At 70.1% G+C, this 20,442-nt stretch carries 21 protein-coding genes; 16 read left to right on the top strand and 5 right to left on the bottom strand.

The annotated features are described in order from the left end of the window. The first annotated feature begins 213 nt into the window (after positions 1–213). From GT358_RS13835 to GT358_RS13850, 4 genes are all read left to right on the top strand, one after another. Positions 214–1,998, top strand: coding sequence for a methanol/ethanol family PQQ-dependent dehydrogenase (locus GT358_RS13835; protein WP_166583306.1), 1,785 nt, complete (start codon positions 214–216; stop codon positions 1,996–1,998). Positions 1,999–2,059: 61 nt separating this feature from the next. Continuing rightward, positions 2,060–2,602 (top strand): c-type cytochrome, methanol metabolism-related, encoded by a 543-nt coding sequence (locus GT358_RS13840; protein ID WP_166583225.1) that lies wholly within the window; start codon positions 2,060–2,062, stop codon positions 2,600–2,602. Next, on the top strand, positions 2,583–3,413 hold the full coding sequence (locus GT358_RS13845; protein WP_166583226.1) for a substrate-binding domain-containing protein: 831 nt from the start codon (positions 2,583–2,585) through the stop codon (positions 3,411–3,413). The genes GT358_RS13840 and GT358_RS13845 overlap by 20 nt, the downstream gene beginning before the upstream one ends. 4 nt (positions 3,414–3,417) lie before the next feature. Continuing rightward, entirely contained in the window at positions 3,418–3,978 is a 561-nt protein-coding gene (locus GT358_RS13850) for a PQQ-dependent catabolism-associated CXXCW motif protein (protein ID WP_166583227.1), read from the top strand. Between the two features lie 20 nt (positions 3,979–3,998). Here the strand turns inward: GT358_RS13850 and GT358_RS13855 are convergent, their stop codons facing one another. Then, on the bottom strand, positions 3,999–4,508 hold the full coding sequence (locus tag GT358_RS13855) for a DUF3280 domain-containing protein (RefSeq protein ID WP_166583228.1): 510 nt from the start codon (positions 4,506–4,508) through the stop codon (positions 3,999–4,001). A gap of 53 nt (positions 4,509–4,561) precedes the next feature. Between GT358_RS13855 and GT358_RS13860 the strand changes: the two genes are divergently transcribed. From GT358_RS13860 to GT358_RS13885, 6 genes are read left to right on the top strand one after another with little or no spacing between them, the layout of a single operon-like run. Further along, a complete protein-coding gene (locus GT358_RS13860; protein WP_208103541.1) occupies positions 4,562–5,746 on the top strand; it encodes an ABC transporter substrate-binding protein in 1,185 nt (394 codons plus the stop codon). Beyond that, positions 5,743–6,726 carry a YVTN family beta-propeller repeat protein gene (locus GT358_RS13865; RefSeq protein WP_166583229.1) on the top strand — a complete coding sequence of 328 codons (984 nt, stop codon included), beginning with the start codon at positions 5,743–5,745 and terminating at the stop codon, positions 6,724–6,726. Before GT358_RS13860 ends, GT358_RS13865 begins: the two co-directional genes overlap by 4 nt. Before the next feature lie 17 nt (positions 6,727–6,743). Further along, the gene (locus GT358_RS13870) at positions 6,744–7,196 is read left to right on the top strand and encodes a hypothetical protein (RefSeq protein ID WP_208103538.1); all 453 of its coding nucleotides are present in this window, start codon (positions 6,744–6,746) and stop codon (positions 7,194–7,196) included. Between the two features lie 42 nt (positions 7,197–7,238). Further along, positions 7,239–8,210: an ABC transporter substrate-binding protein gene (locus GT358_RS13875; RefSeq protein WP_166583230.1), complete on the top strand. Its 972-nt coding sequence runs from the start codon at positions 7,239–7,241 to the stop codon at positions 8,208–8,210. A gap of 2 nt (positions 8,211–8,212) precedes the next feature. Next, positions 8,213–8,962, top strand: a complete 750-nt coding sequence (locus tag GT358_RS13880; RefSeq protein WP_166583231.1) for an ABC transporter permease — start codon at positions 8,213–8,215, stop codon at positions 8,960–8,962. Beyond that, positions 8,959–9,615, top strand: a complete 657-nt coding sequence (locus GT358_RS13885; protein WP_166583232.1) for an ABC transporter ATP-binding protein — start codon at positions 8,959–8,961, stop codon at positions 9,613–9,615. The genes GT358_RS13880 and GT358_RS13885 overlap by 4 nt, the downstream gene beginning before the upstream one ends. On the opposite strand, the gene GT358_RS13890 is transcribed toward GT358_RS13885, so the two are convergent. Both GT358_RS13890 and GT358_RS13895 read right to left on the bottom strand, forming a co-directional pair. Continuing rightward, a complete protein-coding gene (locus GT358_RS13890) occupies positions 9,584–11,056 on the bottom strand; it encodes a D-alanyl-D-alanine carboxypeptidase family protein (protein WP_243730902.1) in 1,473 nt (490 codons plus the stop codon). The genes GT358_RS13885 and GT358_RS13890 overlap by 32 nt on opposite strands. A gap of 238 nt (positions 11,057–11,294) precedes the next feature. Further along, positions 11,295–11,996 carry an HAD family hydrolase gene (locus tag GT358_RS13895; protein ID WP_166583233.1) on the bottom strand — a complete coding sequence of 234 codons (702 nt, stop codon included), beginning with the start codon at positions 11,994–11,996 and terminating at the stop codon, positions 11,295–11,297. An 89-nt stretch (positions 11,997–12,085) separates the two neighbouring features. Between GT358_RS13895 and clpS the strand changes: the two genes are divergently transcribed. Together clpS and GT358_RS13905 are read left to right on the top strand one after the other, a co-directional pair. After that, a complete protein-coding gene (clpS, locus tag GT358_RS13900; RefSeq protein ID WP_166583234.1) occupies positions 12,086–12,424 on the top strand; it encodes an ATP-dependent Clp protease adapter ClpS in 339 nt (112 codons plus the stop codon). A 7-nt stretch (positions 12,425–12,431) separates the two neighbouring features. Then, on the top strand, positions 12,432–13,439 hold the full coding sequence (locus GT358_RS13905) for a class I SAM-dependent methyltransferase (protein ID WP_166583235.1): 1,008 nt from the start codon (positions 12,432–12,434) through the stop codon (positions 13,437–13,439). A 14-nt stretch (positions 13,440–13,453) separates the two neighbouring features. Here the strand turns inward: GT358_RS13905 and GT358_RS13910 are convergent, their stop codons facing one another. Further along, positions 13,454–13,846 (bottom strand): hypothetical protein, encoded by a 393-nt coding sequence (locus GT358_RS13910; RefSeq protein WP_166583236.1) that lies wholly within the window; start codon positions 13,844–13,846, stop codon positions 13,454–13,456. A gap of 96 nt (positions 13,847–13,942) precedes the next feature. On the opposite strand from GT358_RS13910, the gene hemF reads away from it, so the two are divergent. Then, the gene (gene hemF, locus GT358_RS13915) at positions 13,943–14,833 is read left to right on the top strand and encodes an oxygen-dependent coproporphyrinogen oxidase (RefSeq protein WP_166583237.1); all 891 of its coding nucleotides are present in this window, start codon (positions 13,943–13,945) and stop codon (positions 14,831–14,833) included. A 7-nt stretch (positions 14,834–14,840) separates the two neighbouring features. On the opposite strand, the gene GT358_RS13920 is transcribed toward hemF, so the two are convergent. Continuing rightward, positions 14,841–17,177 (bottom strand): DNA topoisomerase IV subunit A, encoded by a 2,337-nt coding sequence (locus tag GT358_RS13920; protein WP_166583238.1) that lies wholly within the window; start codon positions 17,175–17,177, stop codon positions 14,841–14,843. A 145-nt stretch (positions 17,178–17,322) separates the two neighbouring features. Between GT358_RS13920 and GT358_RS13925 the strand changes: the two genes are divergently transcribed. The 3 genes from GT358_RS13925 (at position 17,323) to GT358_RS13935 (ending at position 20,438) form a co-directional block, all read left to right on the top strand. Continuing rightward, entirely contained in the window at positions 17,323–18,036 is a 714-nt protein-coding gene (locus GT358_RS13925) for an SH3 domain-containing protein (protein WP_166583239.1), read from the top strand. 55 nt (positions 18,037–18,091) lie between these two features. Next, complete coding sequence (locus GT358_RS13930) at positions 18,092–18,967, top strand: SDR family NAD(P)-dependent oxidoreductase (RefSeq protein ID WP_243730903.1); 876 nt, start codon at positions 18,092–18,094, stop codon at positions 18,965–18,967. 61 nt (positions 18,968–19,028) lie between these two features. Then, the gene (locus GT358_RS13935; RefSeq protein WP_243730904.1) at positions 19,029–20,438 is read left to right on the top strand and encodes a YcjX family protein; all 1,410 of its coding nucleotides are present in this window, start codon (positions 19,029–19,031) and stop codon (positions 20,436–20,438) included. The last annotated feature ends 4 nt before the right edge of the window (positions 20,439–20,442 follow it).

Here is a 20,442-nt window from a genome sequence, read left to right on the forward strand (position 1 = left end):
GAAGCGTCGTCGTGTTCTGAAAACAAACGGCGCCGCAGACGACAGGATTCGAAGCCAGCACAAGGAGCAGCATCAGGACGCGCGACACGACCGGACGGGAGAACGGGCTGCCTGGACCCGTCTTCGGAGCCGCCGCCAGAGACGGCCCGATCCGTCCGGCTAGGGATGACAGCCCCGTTCTTGGGAGGAACCGAAGTGAGACATGCCTTGTGGATGTCGGCGGCCACCCTGGCCTGCGCGACCGCGCCTGCCCTGGCCAACGACGAGCTCCAGCAGATGATGGAGGACCCGACGCAATGGGTCATCCAGACCGGCGACTACGCCAACACCCGCTATTCCGAACTCGACCAGATCAACCGCGACAATGTGGGCGATCTGCAGGTCGCCTGGACCTTCTCCACGGGGGTGCTGCGCGGTCATGAGGGCGGGCCCCTCGTTGTGGGCGACATCATGTATGTCCACACGCCGTTTCCCAACAATGTCTTCGCCCTCGACCTCAACGACAACGGCCGCATCCTGTGGCGCTACGAGCCGCAGCAGGACCCCAACGTGATCGCGGTGATGTGCTGCGACACGGTCAACCGTGGCGTCGCCTATGCGAACAACACGATCTTCCTGCATCAGGCCGACACGACGGTGGTGGCGCTCGACGCCATGACCGGCGAGGTCAAGTGGAGCGTCAAGAACGGCGATCCGTCGATCGGCGAGACCAACACCGCGACCGTCCTGCCGGTCAAGGACATGGTCATCGTCGGCATCTCGGGTGGCGAGTACGGCGTACGCGGCCACGTCACCGCCTACGACATGGAGACGGGCGAGCTGCGCTGGCGGGCCTATTCCACCGGTCCGGACGAGGAGATGCTGGTCGATCCGGAACGGACCACCCATCTGGGCGAGCCGATCGGCGAGAACTCGTCGCTCGACAGCTGGGAAGGCGACCAGTGGCAGATCGGCGGCGGCACGACCTGGGGCTGGTACAGCTACGATCCCGAACTGGACCTGATCTATTACGGGACGGGCAACCCCGGCACATGGAACCCCGCCCAGCGTCCGGGCGACAACCGCTGGTCCATGACCATCATGGCCCGCGATCCCGATGACGGGATGGCTCGCTGGTTCTACCAGAAGACGCCCCATGACGAATGGGACTACGACGGCGTCAACGAGAACATCCTGGTCGACAAGGAGATCGACGGGGAGATGCGGCAGCTTCTCGTCAACTTCGACCGGAACGGCTTCGCCTACACGCTCGACCGCGCCACGGGCGAGCTGCTGGTGGCCGAGAAGTTCGACCCGGTGGTGAACTGGGCGACCCATGTGGACATGGACCCCGAGTCGGAGACCTACGGGCGGCCCATGGTCGTGCCCGAGTTCTCCACGGCCCAGAACGGCGAGGACGTGAACACGACCGGCATCTGCCCGGCCGCCCTCGGCACCAAGGACCAGCAGCCCGCGTCGTATTCGCCGCGCACGGGCCTCTTCTATGTGCCGACCAACCACGTCTGCATGGACTACGAACCCTTCCGGGTGAGCTACACGGCCGGGCAGCCCTTTGTCGGGGCGACGCTCTCCATGTATCCCGCTCCCGACAGCCATGGCGGCATGGGCAACTTCATCGCCTGGGATGCCGTCGAGGGCGAGATCGTCTGGTCGGTGCCGGAGAAGTTCTCCGTCTGGTCGGGGGCCCTGGCGACCGCGGGCGACGTGGTCTTCTACGGCACGCTCGAGGGCTTCCTGAAGGCGGTGGATGCGGAGACGGGCGAGGAACTCTACAGCTTCAAGACCCCGTCCGGCATCATCGGCAACGTGATGACCTACGAGCATGACGGCCGGCAATATGTGGCCGTCCTGTCGGGCATCGGGGGCTGGGCGGGCATCGGCCTCGCCGCAGGGCTGACCAACCCGACCGACGGCCTGGGCGCGGTGGGCGGCTATGCGGCCCTCAGCGACTACACCGCCCTGGGCGGCCAGCTGACGGTCTTCGCGCTGCCGGAATGATCCGGATCGCCGGCGGGGGTCTTCCCCGCCGGCACGTTCCTTGTCCCAGCAGGAGAAGAGCATGACGCGCATCGCAGGACGCGAAGCGGCGCTGGCCCTGTCCGCCGCGGTGCTGGCCGCCACGGCGGGATGGTCCCAGGAGAGCGGAGCGCCGGAGGGCGATCCGAACCTGGTTGCCGCCTACGAGGAGGACGGACGCTATTTCACCGCGGACGGCATTCCCACCTTCAACATCCAGGAGGACGGAACGGTCGACTGGCTGACCTTCTCGGGCTACCGCCGCTATCACGCCGAATGTCACGTCTGCCACGGCCCCGACGGCGAGGGGTCCACCTATGCGCCCGCCCTCAAGGACTCGGCCGTGCAGATGGACTACTACGACTTCTACTACGTCGTGGTGAACGGTCGCCAGGCTGTCGATGCGAGCCACCAGAGCGTGATGCCCGCCTTCGGCACCAACCTCAACGTCATGTGCTACATCGACGACATCTACGTCTATCTGAAGGCGCGGGGCGCGGGTGTCCTGCCGCGGGGACGGCCAGCCAGTCGGGAGGACAAGTCCGAGGCCATCGCGGAGGCCGAAGATGCCTGCATGGGCCGCTAGCCTGCGGCTGGCCGCAGGCATCCTGCTGGTCGCGGGGACGGTCTGGGGCCAGCCGGCGGACCTCGTCTCGCGGACGGCGCTGCGGGTCTGTGCCGATCCCGCAGCCTGGCCGGCCTCCACCGAGGACGGCAGCGGCTACGAGAACCGCATCGCCGAGCTTCTGGGGGAGGCGCTGGGACGTCCGGTCGAGTACACATGGTATCCCATGTCCACGGGGTTCGTGCGCAACACCCTGCGCGCAGCGCGTTGCGATCTCATCATCGGCTATGCCCAGGGCGACGAGCTGGTGCTCAACACCAACCACTGGCTCACCTCGGCCTATGTTCTGGTGACACGCCGGGACGGCCCCTTCGCCGATGTGACCGATCTGAGCGATCCGCGGCTGGCCGAGGCCCGCATCGGCGTGGTCGCCGGCACGCCTCCGGCCGATCACCTCGCGCGCCACGGGCTGCTGGACGATGTCCGGTCCTACGAACTCTTTGCCGACCGGCGGTATGACTCGCCGCCGGACCGGATGATCGCCGATCTGGAGGCGGGGGAGATCGACGTGGCGTTGATGTGGGGACCGATCGCCGGCCCCATGGTCAAGCAACGCCATCCCGATCTGGTGGCGACCCCGCTCCTGCGCGAGCCGGGTTTTCCGCGGCTGACCTACCGGATCACGATGGGGGTCCGTCCCGGCGAGGACGCCTGGAAACGGGAGATCAACTCGCTTCTCCGGCGCCATCAGGACGAGATCGACGCGATCCTGCGCGACGCCGGGGTTCCGGTGCTCGACGACATGGGGACCGCCCCCAAACCGGAGGGCTGAGCCGGTGCCGTGCGTCCGGCCTGTAGTCGCGCTTGCCGTCCTGGCGGTCTTGGCGGCCGCGGGAGGGCTCCGCGCCGGTCCCGTCCCGGAACCCGCGGGCTATCGCGGCGAACCCTACCGCGCAGACGTTCCGGCGACACTGACGGGCGCGACCACGGTCGGCACGGCGGAGGCCCGGGACCTCTGGCGCCGCGGGGAGACGGTGTTCGTGGACGTCATGCCCCGGACCGCCCGGCCCGACGGGCTGCCACCCGAGGCGATCTGGCGCGAGACGCCGCGCGAGACGATCCCGGGTGCCATCTGGCTGCCGAATGTGGGCTACGAGGTCCTGAACCCGGACGAGGAGGACTATCTGCAGGCGGGTCTGGCGGCGGCGACCCGCGGCGACCTGTCCAGGCCCGTCCTGTTCTTCTGCCTCGACCGGTGCTGGATGTCGTGGAATGCGGCCAAGCGGGGCCTGTCTCTCGGCTACCGCAGGGTGATCTGGTATCCGCAGGGCACGGATGGCTGGGCCGAGGCCGGTCTGCCGCTGGTCGAAACCGCGCCCTGGAGTCCCGCGCCATGACACCGGGGGCGTGGGCGCGGTCAGGGCGCCGGTGGAGCGAAGACGTGCCGGTCGAGAATGTACCGGCCGCCGCGGAGCCAGGATTCGTCCGTGTTCGAGCGGATGTCGACCGCCAGCATGCGCACCAGCCGGCCGCTCTCCACCTCGCGCAGCGCCAGGTTCATCGACAGGATCAGGTTGGACACCTTCTGGACCTCGCCCACGAGGGCATAATCCGCCCCGAGCCTGGCCCCCATCCGCAGGTCGCAGCCGTTGCAATCGGCCGGGTTGCGGGTCCGCGCCAGTTCCTCGGCAACCGGATCGAGCGCGACGAGGTCGAATCCCTCGGTCTCGAATCTCTGCCGGACAAGATCCTCGAGAAGGGCCAGCCGTGCGGTCTCGTCCTCGCGCGGGCCGGCCAGTTCTCCCTCCAGCGAGGTGTCCAGAAAGGTGATCCCGAAGAAGGCGACCTTCGCGCCGGGCCGGAGCGCCTCCAGCGCAGAGGCCGGGCCGGCGACAAACAGCAGCAACAGCAGCAGGAGGTGTCGCATTGAAGAGGCCTAACGCAAACAGGGCGATCTGCCAAGCCGGTCTCGCGTCCGCGCTGCTCGGGTGGCTTGCGGCGACGGTCCCCTTCTGGGCTGCCCCCCGGGCGGAGGCGGTAGAGCTGGACACGGCCGTGCTGCGGGTGGATTACCCGTCGCTTCTGCCCCTGTCGCGCCTCGACCTGCCGGTTCCCGATCTCGGACTGGCCGGAGCGGAACTGGCGACGCAGGACAATGCAACAACGGGCGGCTTCCTCGGGCACCGCTATGCGCTCCACAGCGTGACGACCACGCCGGAGGAGGCCCCCGAGGCCTTCGCGACCCTGATGGATCAGGGCTACCGGATCGTCGTGCTCCTGGCCGAGGGGCCGGAGATCCTGGCCTTGGCCGATGCCGCCCCTCCGGATGCGCTGCTCCTCAATGCCCGGGAGACGGACGAGGCGCTCCGGGGTGAGGCATGCCGGGCCAATGTGCTCCATGTCGCGCCCAGCGATCAGATGCTGACCGACGCTCTGGCCCAGTTCCTGGTCTGGAAGCGCTGGACGGACTGGGCGCTCATCCACGGCTCGCACCCGGCCGATCATGCGCTTGCCCAAGCCTACGAGATGTCGGCGCGCCGGTTCGGGGCGCGGATCGTGGAGTGGCGGGAGTTCGTGGACACGGGCGGCGCGCGGGTGTCGGATTCGGGCCATGTGCAGGTGCAGCGCCAGATCCCGGTCTTCACCCAGAACATGGCGCGGCATCATGTGGTCGTCGCCGCCGATGCGAGCGACGTGTTTGCCGTCTATCTGCCCTATCAGACCTGGGAGGCTGCCCCTGTTGTGGGGTCGAGCGGTCTGCGCCCGGTCGTGTGGCATGCCGCGCACGAAAGCTGGGGCGCCATCCAGCTCCAGAACCGCTTCGAGGCGCTGGCCGGACGCCCGATGCGGGAGGAGGACCACCTGGCCTGGCTGGCCCTGCGCGCCGTGGGCGAGGCGGTCGTCCGGACCAACTCGGCCGATCCGGCCGCGATCCGGGCCTATCTGCTCGGAGACGCCTTCAACCTGGCAGCGTTCAAGGGACAGCCGCTCACCTTCCGGCCGTGGAACGGTCAGCTTCGTCAGCCGATCCTGCTGACGGACGGGCGCATCACGGTCAGCGTCTCGCCGCAGGACGGCTTCCTGCATCCGCTCTCCCCCCTCGACACGCTGGGCCCCGACCGCCCCGAATCCGCCTGCTCCGCCTTCGAGGAGACCGCCCCATGACCGGACGTGCCGCCGCCCTCGTGCTGACCGCCACCCTTCTCGCGCTGGGCACTGTCCCCGATCCCGCCGCGGCCTACAGGGTGTTCGTCAGCAACGAGCGGAGCAACACGATCACCGTCATCGACAGCGAGACCTGGGAGGTGATCGCAGAGTTTCCGGGCGGCAACCGGCCGCGCGGCATCACGATCGCGCCGGACGGATCGGAACTCTATGTCTGCGCCTCGGACGACGACACGGTGCGCGTGTTCGATCCGCAGACCTTTGAGGAGCTGCATACCCTGCCGTCAGGACCCGATCCCGAACTCTTCGTGCTGCACCCGAGCGGCAACCCGCTCTACATCGCCAACGAGGACGACAACCTCGTGACCGTGACGGATGTGAGGACCCGTCAGATCCTCGCCGAGATCCCCGTGGGCGTGGAACCCGAAGGAATGGGGATCTCGCCGGACGGCCGGGTGGTGGTCAACACGTCCGAGACCACCAACATGGCGCATTTCATCGATACCGAGACGTTCCAGATCATCCGCAACGTCCTCGTGGATCAGCGCCCCCGCTTTGCCCAGTTCACGGCGGACGGCTCGCTTCTCTATGTCAGCGCGGAGATCGGCGGGACGGTCAGCGTCATCGACCCCGAGACCGGAGACATCCTGCACAGGATCACCTTCGAGGTTCCGGGCATCCAGCCCGAGCTGTTGCAACCCGTGGGCGTGCGCGTCACCTCGGACGGGCGGCGGGTCTTCGTGGCCCTCGGGCCATCGAACCGCGTCGCGGTGGTGGACGGCGAAAGCTGGGAGGTTCTCGACTATCTGCTCGTCGGCCAGAGGGTCTGGCAACTGGCCTTCACGCCGGACGAGCGGTATCTGATTACCACAAACGGCAACAGCAACGACGTCTCGGTGATCGACGTGGCGGCCGAGCAGGTGATCCGGTCGATCCCGGTGGGCCAGCAGCCCTGGGGAGTCGTGGTGGCCCCGCAATGACAGAAAGGGAGGGAACGATGCGACACATGCTGATGGGCACGCTGCTGGCCGGGGCGGTCACGGCAGGCACGGCCGCGGCGGCCCCCCTTTGCGACGACCTGGGTCCGGCAGGTCTGCTCGCGCGCTGCAACCGGGGGGAGCCGGTCGCGCTGACCCTGTCTTCTGGTCGGCCGCTCTACGAAGGTCCTCAGCCCGTCGAGCTGCAATCGGGCGCCTATTACGTGATCGAGATCACCGCGGACGGAACCGCCGAACTGGCGATCGCGGGTCCCGAGTTCTTCCGGGCCGTGTGGATCAACGAGGTGGTCGTCGAGGATATCGAGATCCGGCCGCTCGGCCTCGACAGCCTCGAATTCGACAGCGCCGGGACGGCGCGGATCTCCTTTGTCGCGATCCGGCCGGGGCGTTACGCGATCGCCATCCCGGGCACCACGGGCGAGACGCAGCGCGTGGAGATCGTCATCCAGTAGAAGCGCCGGCCCGAACCGAGCCGGCCAGCGGAGGAGGGCAACATGACCATCCTGAAGGTGATCGGCGGCGGATTCCTGGCCGGCGCCCTGGCCGCCGCCGCGGCGGCGCAGGACCTGCCGGTGATCCGGGCTGCCACGCTCGAAGCGGGCACGGTGAACTGGGAACTCCAGACGATCCTCGAGCACGACCTTGACGAGGCAAACGGCTTCCGCCTGGAACTGATCCCTTTTGCCGACAACGGGGCCACACGTGTCGCCGTGGAGGGCGACGCGGCCGATGTGGCGGTGGCGGACTGGATCTGGGTCGCCCAGCAGCGCGCAGCCGGGCGGCCCTATGTCGCCTTTCCCTATTCCACGGCGGTGGGCAGCATCGTGGTGCCCGCCGACAGCCCCGCCCGAACGCTCGAGGATCTGCGCGGCGGCACCATCGGGATCGCCGGCGGGCCGCTCGACAAGTCCTGGCTGATCCTGCGGGCCTATGCGCAGCGCGAATACGGCTTTGACCTGGCCGACGAGACCGAGCAGGTCTTCGGCGCGCCGCCGCTGATCTACAAGACCGCGCTCGACGGCGAGACGGATGCGGCGATCAACTTCTGGCACTGGACGGCCAAGATGACGGCAGCCGGGATGCGCGAGCTGATGACCGTGCAGGAGGCCGCCGAGGCGCTCGGCCTCGACCCCGGCACGCCGCTGCTGACCTACTACATGAAGGAGGAGTTCGCCCGCGAGCATCCCGAACTGGTGCAGGGCCTCTACAATGCCTCGCGCGCGGCCAAGGACCTTCTGGCGGGCGACGAGGCCTGGGACGCCATCCGGCCGCTCATGAACGCGGACAACGAGGCCGAGTTCGAGGCGTTGCGTGCCGGGTTCCGGGCGGGCTTTCCGGCGGAAGGACCGGTGGACGAGGAGGCGGCCGGACGGATGCTCGCGGTCATGGCGGATCTGGGCGGCGAAGAGCTGGTCGGGCAGGCGACGACCCTGCCCGAGGGTCTGTTCCTCGACGTCTCGCGCTGAGGATGCGCAGCGACGGGGTCGCGCGGTTCGTGTCGCTCGGGGGCATTCTCGGGCTGTGGATCGTCGCGGCCCTGGTGGCGGCGGACCCCTTGGTGCTGCCGGCGCCTTGGGCGCTGGTCGAACCGCTCCGCCGCGAGATCGCGTCGGGTGCGCTTCCCTTCCACCTGTCGCAGACTCTGCTCCGGGTCGCCTGGGCCTTTGCGCTCGCCATGGCCCTGGGGATCGCCATCGGCCTGGTGATGGGCACGAAGCCGCGGATCGACCGCTGGTTCGATCCCTGGCTGACGGTGTTCCTGAACCTTCCCGCCCTGGTCCTGATCGTGCTGTGCTATCTCTGGATCGGGCTCAACGAGACGGCCGCGATCATGGCCGTGACGCTCAACAAGATCCCGAACGTCGTCATCGTCATCCGCGAGGGCGCGCGCGCTCTTGATCCGGAGCTGTCCGCCATGGCCCGGGTGTTCCGGATGTCTCCGATCGACCGGTTGCGGCATGTGGTGCTGCCGCAACTGGCCCCCTATGTGGCCGCCGCCGCGCGCGGGGGTGTGGCGGTGATCTGGAAGGTCGTGCTGGTGGTGGAGTTCCTGGGCCGGTCCAACGGGATCGGCTTCAAGATCCACATGCATTTCCAGCAGTTCAACGTGGGAATGGTGCTCATCTACTCGCTGTCCTTCGTGGCGGTGATGCTGGCCGTGGAAGCCCTGCTGCTGCGTCCCTGGGAGTCGCGCGTGCGCCGGTGGCGGGCGGCATGATCCGCATCCATGTGCGCCGCAAGACATTCGGTGCGACCGAGATCCTGCGCGACATCCGCCTCTCCATCGCGCCGGGAGAGCGCATCGCCATCCTGGGCCCTTCGGGCGTGGGCAAGAGCACGCTGCTGCGGATCGTGGCAGGCGTGGACACCCGCTACGAGGGCGAGGTGGAGCGCCCCGCCGATGTGGCCATCGTGTTCCAGGAGCCGACGCTCCTGCGCTGGCGCAGCGTGCTCGACAACCTGCTTCTGACCCATCGCGGCCTGTCGCGCGAGGCGGCCCTGTCCATGCTGGAGCGGGTCGGGCTGGGGGCCAAGGCCGGGCTGTTTCCGGGGCAGCTCTCGCTCGGCCAGCAGCGCCGCGTCGCGCTGGCGCGCGCCTTTGCGGGACGGCCCGAGCTTCTCGTCATGGACGAGCCCTATGCCTCCCTTGATCCGGCGACCGCGGACGAGATGCTGTCGCTGACCGAGGAGCTGCTGGACCTGGTCCGGCCCACCTTGCTTCTCGTGACCCATGCACGGTCCGAGGCCGAGCGGCTCGGCCAGCGCATCCTGCGGCTGGAAGGGTCTCCGGCGACGCTCGTGGACGACGCGCCGCCCGAGGGGAGGGCCGCGGAGGGACTCAGCCCGCCGTCTCCTCCGTCCCGATCATGAAGCAGGTCGTGCCCCGTGCCTGGAGGCGGCGGCAGGCCAGATCGGCCCCTTCGCGGGTGAGGCCCATCACATTGGCGTCGAAGCCGCCCGAGCGCTGCACGACTCGCCGCAACCCGCCGTCGAGCGCGGTCGCCTCGGCCAGCGCGACCTGGATCAGGGCCCGCTCGGCCGCATCGCGCGAGGGGAAGCGGCCGAGATTGATGCCCCAATGATGGCCGCCGGAGGTCGAGACGCGGGTCACGACCTCGGGATCGGGAGCCACAAGGGGGGCGGCCGCCGGGTCGATGGCCTGGGCGGTCATGATGATCTCGGCCGGGCCCGTGTCGGGCGCAGCGGCCATGCTGTCGCCCTCCGGCTCGGGCAGAAGCCCGAGCGCCTCGGCAAGCGCCCCCTCGATCGCCTCCGGCGCCACGGTGGCCACGGCCACGGCCGCGCCCGGTGCGGTGCCGGGACGGGCGGGCGGGCGCATGGCGGCCGCCACGAGGCCCGAGGGCCGGACCGTCCTGGCCGAAGGTGGGGCGTTCGTGTTGGAGGCCACCGGGAGCGGCGCCGGCGTCGATGCCGGACGCGGCGCGGCAGGAGCCGGAGCGGCCGCGACGGCCGGCGGCGTCCAGCGCAGCTCGGCATGGGCCGGCGCGCGTGCAAAGCCGATGTCGAGCAGCCGCGACACCCTGGCATTGCGGTCGGCGGTGGAGGTGCCACCGAACACGGTGGCGATGATCCGCACCTCGCCCCTCTGGGCCGAGGCGGTGAGATTGTAGCCGGCTGCTTGGGTGTAGCCCGTCTTGATCCCGTCGGCACCGGGATAGGAGTCGAGGAAGCGCCGATTGGTATTGGCGACCTCCGCAATCCCCGCATCGGCCGTGCGCCGCGAAAAGAGGTTGTAATACTGCGGAAAGTCGTAGATGAGGTGCCGGCCCAGGATCGACATGTCCCGCGCCGTGGAATAGTGTCCCTGCTGAGTCAGGCCGTGCATGTTGAGAAAGCGCGTCTGGGTCATTCCCATCGCCTGGGCCATGGCGTTCATCCGCGCCGCGAAGCCTTCGGGGCTGCCGCCGATGGCATAGCCGATCGCGGTGGCGGCATCGTTGGCCGACTTGACCGCGGCCGCGCGCAGAAGGTAGCGCAGACGGATCGTCTGGCCCGGCCGGAGCCCGAGCTTGGAGGGCGGCTCGGCAGCGGCCTGCTGGGAGATGCGCACCTCGGTGTCGAGCGTGATCTCGCCCCGCTGGATCGCATGGAATGCGACATAGAGGGTCATCATCTTGGTCAGCGACGCCGGATGGAGCGGCGTGTCCGCATTCTCCGCATGGATGACCTCGCCCGTGCGGGCATCCATCACGAAGGCCGCATAGGGTGCCGCCTGCGCCGCACCCGCCAGCAGGGCGGCGGCCAGCCATACGAACGCCAGCCGGATCGGCCGGCCCGAAGGTTTCATCATGGCTCTGTCCCTCTGCCTCAGGGCGGCCGGGTTCGTGCCCGCCCGACTCCTTGAACAGCCGAACGCTAGCACGGCCCCGCCCTCAAAAAAAGTCCCCGTTTCGGCATCGTTGCGGCCTCATTCTGCTTCTGCGCTCGAACATCTTGGGCGTGAACCCCGAGGCCGCCACAGCCCCTTGATTATGGCAGAACCTTGGCAAACCGCTCGCCACCGGGCGTGATTCCCTGCGGCGCCGGGCTCACGCCGGCGACATGAGATCGGAGAGCAGGTCCGGAACCTCGCCCAGATCCCTGATGGCGCGGAAGCGCGGATGGTCCTGCGGCGGCTCGGCCGCCTCCAGGGCCCATTCGGGACCACTGCTCGGGACATGGACGCCCCAGGCCCCCGCGGCGAGCGCGGGTATGACGTCGGACTTGAGGGAATTGCCGATCATCATCGCATCGCGGGCACCGTGGCGGGCGAAGATCCGCAGATAGGTGGCCGGCGACTTGTCGCTCACGATCTCCACGGCATCGAACAGGTCCCCCAGTCCCGACTGGGCGAGCTTGCGCTCCTGATCGAGCAGGTCGCCCTTGGTGACGAGCACGACCTCTCCCACGAGCCGCGCCGCTTCGACAGCCTGCCGTGCATGGGGCAGAAGCTCGATCGGATGGGCCAGCATGTCGCGGCCCATGGCCAGGATCTCGCCCACGACATCGCCGGGCACGCGACCGTCCGTGACCTCCACCGCCGTCTCGATCATGGAGAGCACGAAGCCCTTGATCCCGAAGCCGTAGAGGCCGAGGTTGCGCCGCTCGGCCTCCAGAAGCCGGGCCCGCAGCGCGCCTCCCTCCATGTGCGGTGCCAGAAGTTGCGCAAAGCGGTCTTCCGTCATGCGGAAGAAGCGCTCGTTGTGCCAGAGCGTGTCGTCCGCATCGAAGCCGATGGTCCATGCCCGCATGAGCCCTCGCGTCTTTCCTTGCCCGAGGCTCCGGCTTATATTCGCATCCAGCAGGAATCCACCGAACACCGGAACGCGGACCCCTTACCATGCCGGGACTGCCCATCCTCATGGCCAATGACCCCGGACGCGAAGGCGGATCGGGGGTCAAGCTGGAGACGCGCACCCGCACCCAGCGCCCGCCCCTCTACAAGGTCATCATCCTCAACGACGACTACACGCCGATGGAATTCGTCGTGCATGTGCTCGAACGCTTCTTCGGCATGAGCCATGCGCAGGCCTTCGACCTGATGCTCACGGTGCACAAGACCGGCCTGGCCGTCGTCGGCGTCTATTCCTACGAGATCGCGGAAACCAAGGTGGCCCAGGTGATGGATTTCGCCCAGCGCCACCAGCATCCGCTCCAATGCACCATGGAGAAGGAATAACCCCGCCTTGGCGCATTCCCGCCTCGCCGCCGCGCTTTCGGCGGGCCTGTCCCTGCCCTCCGGTCCCGTCCTGGTCCTGCGTCCGCCTGCCACGGCGGACCTGTCGTCGCTCGACCCGGAGCGGTTGCGGATCCATCACACGAGCCGTCCCGATCACGACGCCTGGGCTCTCCAGGGGCTGATCGTGGAGGAACGGCCGGGGCCGGCCGAGGCTGCGCTGGTCTTCCTGCCGCGCGCCAAGGCTCTCGCGCGCGGACTCGTGGCGCAGGCAGCAGCCCTGGCACCGCTCGTCTTGGTGGACGGCGCCCGGACGGACGGGATCGACAGCCTCTGGCGCGACATCCGTGCGCGCCGGCCCGAAGCGCAGGACGTGACCCTCTCCCACGGACGGCTGATCTGGTTCGCCGGAGGACCCGGTTTCGAGGACTGGCAGCTTCCCGGTCCGCAGCGGCGCGCCGACGGGCTCTGGAGCCAGCCCGGCGTCTTTTCGGCGGACGGACCGGACCCGGGCTCCGCCCTCCTGGCCGGAGCCCTGCCGCCGCGCCTGCCGGCGCGCATGGCGGATCTGGGCGCGGGAATCGGCGTTCTCTCCCTCGCCGTGCTGAGCCGCGACGGCGTCCAGTCTTTGGACGTGATCGAATCCGAGCGTCTGGCGCTGGACTGCGCACGGCTCAACATCGCCGATCCGCGGGCCCGCTTCTGCTGGGCCGATGCGGTGGCGGCCCCTCTGGGCCCGTATGACGGCGTTGTCATGAACCCGCCTTTCCATGCGAGTCGCACAGCCGATCCGGCGCTGGGACGCGGCTTTGTCGCCGCGGCGGCACGCGCGCTGGGTCCGCGCGGCACCCTGTGGATGGTGGCCAACCGCCACCTGCCCTACGAGGCGGCGCTGCGCGACGGCTTCCGGCACTGGGAGGAGATCGGCGGCAACGGCGCCTTCAAGCTCCTCGAGGCCCGGGAGCCGCGGCACGCCGAGACCGCGGCCCGGCCCGGCCGCCGTCTCCGGGCGCGCTGAGCCGGCTCGGCGCCCTATTCGGGAAAGCGCGCCGTGCAGGCCTGGATGCGCGCAGCCTGTTCCGCCTGAAGGCGCTGGCGACGCTCCAGAAGGTTCTGGAGCTTGGCCTGTTCCGAGCGCGGGTCGATCGCGACCGGCCGGCGGACATCGCGCACCTCGGTCCGCTCGCAGGGGACCTGCCGGACCGTGCCGTCCGCGTCGCGGATGCGGCAGAAGCGGGGACGGACGCGCACCTCCTGGTCGGTCTCGACGGCATAGCCGCGCTGGAGGTTGGCTTGGGTCTGGCGGATCAGCGCTTCGACGGTGCGCAGTTCGCGCGCACCCTGGTTGATGCACGCCTCCCGGGGGCTTTCGCAGGCCGCCAGGGCCGCAAGGCCAAGAACGGCAAGACAGGACACAGCACGCATGGGACTCCTCTCCCTTATATGGGCAAGCCCTAGACCGGTGGAGGCGGCACGGGAAGGCTGATAGGTGCGCTATCGGATAGCGAAGGGGCGGCGGGAATGACGGAAGGCGCCATGGAGGCAGAAAAGGCGGAGGCCAGCGCATGGTTCGGCACCCTGCGCGACCGGATCGTGGCCGCGGTCGAGGCGCTCGAGGACGAACCGGCTGCGGGCGCGGGCGATCGGGCGCCGGGCCGCTTCGTGTTCCGCGAGACGCGCAGGGCGGCCCCGGACGGGGAGGATGCCGGCGGCGGGGTCATGGCGCTGCTCAAGGAGGGGCGGGTGGTGGAGAAGATGGGCGTGGGCGTCTCCACCGTCCATGGCGTCCTGAGCCCGGCCGCGCGAGAGGCGATGCGCGCACGGGGCGTTCTGGCCCCCGAGGATGGCGGCACCTTCTGGGCTTCGGGGATCAGCCTCGTCTGCCATCCGCGCAACCCGCACGTCCCAGCGGTCCATCTCAACACGCGGATGTTCTGGACCTCCACCAACTGGTGGTTCGGCGGCGGCACGGACCTCAACCCGGCCATCCCCTACGAGGAGGACACACGGCACTTCCACGCCGTGCTGGAGCGCGCGCTGGCCCCCCATGGCGCGGACGAATACCGGCGGCAGAAGGAATGGGCGGACCGCTACTTCTTCATCCCGCACCGGGGTCGGCCCCGTGGCGTCGGGGGCATCTTTCTCGACGATCACTGCTCGGGCGACTGGCAGGCCGACTTTGCCATGATCCGCGCCATCGGCGAAGCCTTCCTCCCGGCCTGGCTTCCGCTGGCCCGACGCCGCGCCGCGCAGACCTGGACCGACGCGGACCGGGAGGCGCAGCTTCTTCACCGGGGCCTCTATGCCGAGTTCAACCTGGTCTATGATCGCGGCACGCGGTTCGGCCTGGCCTCGGGTCACGACGCGGACGCCGTCCTGATGAGCCTCCCGCCGCTGGCCGCCTGGGCCTGAACAGCCCTCAGGGCCGCTCGGGCGGGGGGGCAAAGCGGTTGTCGCGCGGAAATCCCCTCGGCGCCATCCGGCCTGCCTGCCCGCGCTTTCCCGTCCATTCGGAGAGATCGGCCTCGCGGCGGATCTTGCCGCCGTCCTGCACCCAGGCGAGCCCGTCGGCCAGGTTCAGCGTGACGATGTCCGACAGCCCACCCCCCTTGTAGCTCTGCAGCCGCACGCCCTTGCCCCGCGCCATGACGGGCAGACTGTCGAGCGGGAAGACGAGCATCTTCCGGTTCTGGCCGACAACCGCGACATGATCGCCCTGCACGGGCACCATGTGGCTCGCCCGCCCCTCGGGGCCGAGATTGAGGACTACCCGCCCGGCGCGTGTCTGCGCGAGAACGTCCTCCTCGGCTACCACGAAGCCGCTGCCGTCCGCCGTGGCCACCACCAGGCGCCCGCCGGGGCGGTGGACGCGCAAGGCCGCCACCGGTGCGTCGAGGTCGATCATCAGGCGCAGCGGCTCGCCCAGCCCCCGCCCGCCCGGCAGCGCGGACACGGCCAGCGTGTAGATCCGCCCGTTCGCCCCGAGCACCAGCAGCCGGTCGGTGGTATAGGCGTCCAGCAGGAAACGCGTCCGATCGCCGTCGCGGTGGCGCAGATCGGCACCCTGTCCATGCCCCTTCAGGGTGCGAATCCATCCCATCTCGGACAGGGCGACCGTGACGGGCTCGCGCTCGATCATCGCATCGGGCGCGATCTCCGCCACCTCCTCGACCTTCGCGATGGAGGTCCGCCGCGCGCCTCCGGGCGATCGGGCGCCGAACGCCTTACGCCGCTCGCGCAGGTCGGCTGCGATCGCCTTCCATTGCAGATCCTCGCTCCCCAGAAGCGCCTCGAGGCCGGCCTGCTCCGCGCGGAGCGCGTCGCGCTCGGTCAGGAGCGCCATCTCCTCGAGCCGACGCAACGACCGCAGGCGCATGTTGAGGATCGCCTCGGCCTGAGCCTCCGTCATCCCCGGCCCGGACCCCGCGCGCATCGGCAGGGGCGAGACATAGGACGCCTCGCTTGCAGCGCGCTTACGGGGCCGGGACCAGTCCTCGGCCTGGAGCGCGGCCTTGGGATCGTCGTCGTAGCGGATGATGTCGATGACGCGATCAAGGTTGAGGAAGGCGATCAGCAGCCCCCCCAGCACCTCGAGCCGCTGGGCGATCCGTTCGAGCCGGTGCCGGGACCGGCGGCGGAGGACCTCGCGACGGTGGTCCAGGAAGGCGCGCAGGACCTCGCGCAGCGAGCAGACCCGAGGCACCAGTCCGTCGATCAGTACGTTCATGTTGAGAGGCACCCGCACCTCCAGATCGGAGAGGCGGAAGAGCATCGCCATGAGCTGCTCGGGATCGACAGCGCGGGAGCGCGGCTCGAGGACGATGCGGATATCCCCGGCCGACTCGTCGCGCACATCCGCCAGGGCGGGAAGCTTCTTGCCGGCGACGATGTCCGCCAGCTTCTCGATCAGCTTGGACTTCTGGACCTGCCAGGGGATCTCGGTCACGACGATCAGGCGCTGGCCGCGCCCCAGTTCCTCCACGCTCCAGCGGGCCCGCAGGCGGAAGCTGCCCCGGCCCGTGCGGTAGGCCTGCGCGATCGACTCCGCCGGCTCGACCAGGACGCCGCCCGTGGGAAAGTCCGGCCCCGGCATGTGGACGAGAAGGGCCTCGTCCGAAGCGTCGGGATGCTTGAGGAGGTGCAGACAGGCTCCGATCAGCTCGTCGAGGTTGTGCGGCGGGATCGCCGTCGCCATCCCGACCGCGATCCCCGAGGCTCCGTTGGCCAGCAGATGCGGAACCGGGGCCGGCAGCACGACGGGCTCGGACAGCGTGCCGTCATAGTTCGGACGCAGGTCCACCGCGTTCTCGTCGAGCCCTTCCATCAGGGCTTCGGCCAGAGGCGTGAGGCGTGCCTCGGTGTAGCGGGCCGCGGCAGGGTTGTCGCCGTCGATCGAGCCGAAGTTGCCCTGCCCCTCGACCAAGGGATAGCGCAGGTTGAAATCCTGCGCGAGGCGGGCCATCGCATCGTAGATCGCGGCATCCCCGTGCGGATGGTAGTTGCCCATCACGTCGCCCGAGATCTTGGCCGACTTGCGGAACCCCGCCGAGGGCCGCAAACCCAGTTCGCGCATGGCATAGAGGATGCGCCGATGCACGGGCTTGAGCCCGTCGCGTGCGTCCGGCAGCGCCCGGTGCATGATGGTCGAGAGCGCATAGGTCAGGTAGCGCTCGCCGATCGCTCGCCGGAGCGGCTCGGTCGTCAGGGTCTCGTCGGAAGGCTCGATGGGGCCGGGCGTCGGGGCGTCCTCGCTCATGGAACGGACTTAGAACACCGCTCGCACAGGCGCAAGGCGACCGGCCGATCCGCGCGCGGGAGGGAACGGGGCCGTGCCTTCGTGCGTCGTCGGGTCTATACTGGCGGAAGCCATCCGAACCCGTCCACCACCCGGAGAGTTGGCCATGCGTCTGTTTATCCTGCTCAGCTTCGTCTTTCTCGGCTGGCTCTACTGGGAGCTGTCGGGCGGAGCGGGGTTCCGGCCGGAGCCGAGCGAGACGGAGCCGACTCTCGCGCGGGCTGCCGCGCCTGCCGAGCGATCGCCGGAGGACCAGCAGGTCGCCGTCACGGCCGCCGCGCCACCGGTCGAAGCCGAGGCCGAGGCCGAGGCCCTGACCGCCGCCGCGGCCGTTCCCGTCCCCTCTGCCGAGTCGGACGTCCAGGCCACCCGTGCCGCTCCGCCCGCCGAGGGCGTCCTGGCCCTGCCCTCGCCCGGGGCGCCCGAGGCACCGGCGCTGCCGCCGCGGGTTGCGGGGCCGACACGCTCCGGCTCCACCGATCCGCTCCGGCCGACCGAGGCTCTGGCGGCCCTGAGCGGGGGTCCTGCTCCGGCCCCGGCCGAGGACGAGCCGGTCGAGGCCGCCTCTGCCCAGTCCGCGACCGAGGACGAGGCCGCTCCGGTGGAGGTTGCCGCTCCGACCGTGGAGCGGCGGCGCGTCACCGGCGACCGGGTCAACATGCGCGGCGGTCCCGGCACGGATTTCGCCGTGGTCGGACAGATGGGCGCAGGCGAGATCGCCGAGGTGATCGGCCAGCAGAACGGCTGGCTCCAGGTCCGGACACCGGACGGCCAGGAAGGATGGATGTCCGCGCGCTTTCTTGCCCCGGCCGACGGCTGAACGCGCGACGCGGCTGCCGGACCGCGATCTTGCCGATCCCCGCCGGACAGATCAGATGGGCCCCGTCCGGCCGGAGAACGCCATGGTCCAGCGTCAGCCGCCCCCGACGGGGCGCACAATCCTCATCACGGGCTGCTCCTCGGGGATCGGGTTCGATGCGGCACAAGGCCTGCGTGCCCGAGGCTGGCGGGTGCTGGCCTCGTGCCGCCAGGAGGCCGATTGCGCACGACTGCGCGCCGAAGGCTTCGAAAGCCCGCGGATCGACTATGCCGATGCCGAGAGCGTCGCGGAAGGCGCGGCCCGGGCGCTGGAGGCGACGGGGGGTCGACTGGACGCGCTGTTCAACAACGGCGCCCATGCCTGTCCCGGCGCGGTGGAGGACCTGCCGCGGGGCGCGCTCGAGGCGATCTTTCAGGCCAACCTGTTCGGCTGGCACGACCTGACGCGCCGTGTGATCCCGGTCATGCGGGCACAGGGCCACGGGCGGATCGTCAACTGCTCGTCCGTGCTGGGCTTTGTGGGGCTGCGCTGGCGCGGCGCCTATGTGGCGACCAAGTTCGCGCTCGAAGGGTTGACCGATGTCCTGCGTCTGGAGATGGCGGGAACGGGCATCCACGTGTCGCTGATCCAGCCGGGTCCGATCGCCACGCGCATCCGCGAGAACGCCGTGCCGCATTTCGAGCGGTGGATCGACTGGCGCGCCTCGGCCCGGGCGGCGGAATACGAGACGCTGCTGGACCGTCTCTATGGCCCGAAGCGGCCCGATCCGTGGGAGCTGCCGCCCGCGGCCGTGACCGCGCGGCTGATCCACGCGTTGGAGAGCCGCCGGCCGCGCGCGCGCTACCGCGTCACGGTTCCCACGCATGCGATGGCCGTTCTGCGGCGCCTGCTGCCGGGCGCGGCCGTGGACTGGGTGGCGCGCCGGGCCTGAGGGGCGCCCCTACCCGCCGCCCGCGCGGCCCTCTATGTTCTGGCGCGGAACGGAGGACGGCATGATCGGCGGGTTGGCCACGGGCGCCTGGGACGCGACGCGCAACCTCGCCGAGGGGATCACGGCGCCCTTCCGCGACCCGGTGGTGCGGCTGGGCGTCACGGGCCTGTCGCGGGCCGGCAAGACGGTGTTCATCACCTCGCTCGTGGCGAACCTGCTCGACCGCGGGCGGATGCCGCAGCTGCGGGCGGTGGCCGAGGGGCGTGTCCTGGCCGCGTGGCTCCAGCCCCAGCCCGACGACAATGTGGCGCGCTTTGCCTTCGAGGAGCACCTGGCCGCCCTGACGGCGCCCGAGCCGCGCTGGCCCGAAGGGACGCGCCGCATCTCGCAGCTGCGCCTGTCGCTGCGGCTCGCGCCGGAGGGGCTGATCGGCACGCTGCGCGGGCCGCGCACGCTGCACCTCGACATCGTGGACTATCCCGGCGAGTGGCTTCTCGACCTGGGACTCCTCGACCGGTCCTTTGCCGAATGGTCAGAGGCCGCGCTGGCCCGGGCGGAGGGGCGACCGGGGGGCGAGGCGTTCCTGCAGGCGGTGCGGGCCGTGGACCCTTCCGCACCCGCCGACGAGCCGGCGCTCAAGGCCCTCGCCTCAGTTTATGCCGCGCATCTGGCCGCTTCGCGCGAGGCCGGGTTCGCGGATTGCACCCCGGGGCGGTTCCTGCTGCCCGGCGACATGGAGGGGTCCCCCGCGCTGACCTTTGCGCCGCTGCCGCCTGCGCCGGATGCGCCGCGCCGGTCGCTGTGGCGCGAGTGCGAGCGGCGCTATGCGGCCTACAAGCGGCACGTGGTGCAGCCCTTCTTCCGCGACCACCTCGCGCGGGTGGACCGCCAGATCGTGCTGGTGGACGTGCTGGGGGCGCTGGCCCGCGGCCCGCAGGCCTTCGAATCGCTGCGCGGCGCGATGGCGGACCTGCTTGCGGCCTTCAATCCCGGCCGGTCGGCCCCGCTGGCGCGCCTGCTGGGCCAGAGGCGGGTCGAGCGGATCCTGTTCGCGGCCACCAAGGCCGATCACCTGCACCATGCCCAGCATCCGCAGCTGGCCGCCCTGGCCGAGGCGATGCTGCGCGAGGCGCGCGACCGCGCCGCCTTTGCCGGGGCGCAGACGGCCGCCATGGCCATCGCCGCCCTGCGCACCACCGTCGAGGACCGCGTCACGCACGAGGGCCGGACGGTCGAGATCGTGCGCGGCCGCCTGGCGGACGGGCGGCAGGTGGCGCTTCATCCCGGCGATCTGCCGGAGGACCCCGGCCGCCTGCTGGCCCCCGCACGGGCCGGGGCGGCGGAGTGGCCGGGTGCGGCCTTTGCCCTGCCCGAGCTGGCCCCCGCCTCCCTGACGCTGCGGCCGGGCGAAGGGCCGCCACACATCCGTCTCGACCGCGCGGCCGAGTTCCTTCTGGGGGACCGGCTGTGAGCGC

The organism is Rubellimicrobium sp. CFH 75288, from assembly GCF_009904055.1.
Classification (GTDB): domain Bacteria; phylum Pseudomonadota; class Alphaproteobacteria; order Rhodobacterales; family Rhodobacteraceae; genus Rubellimicrobium.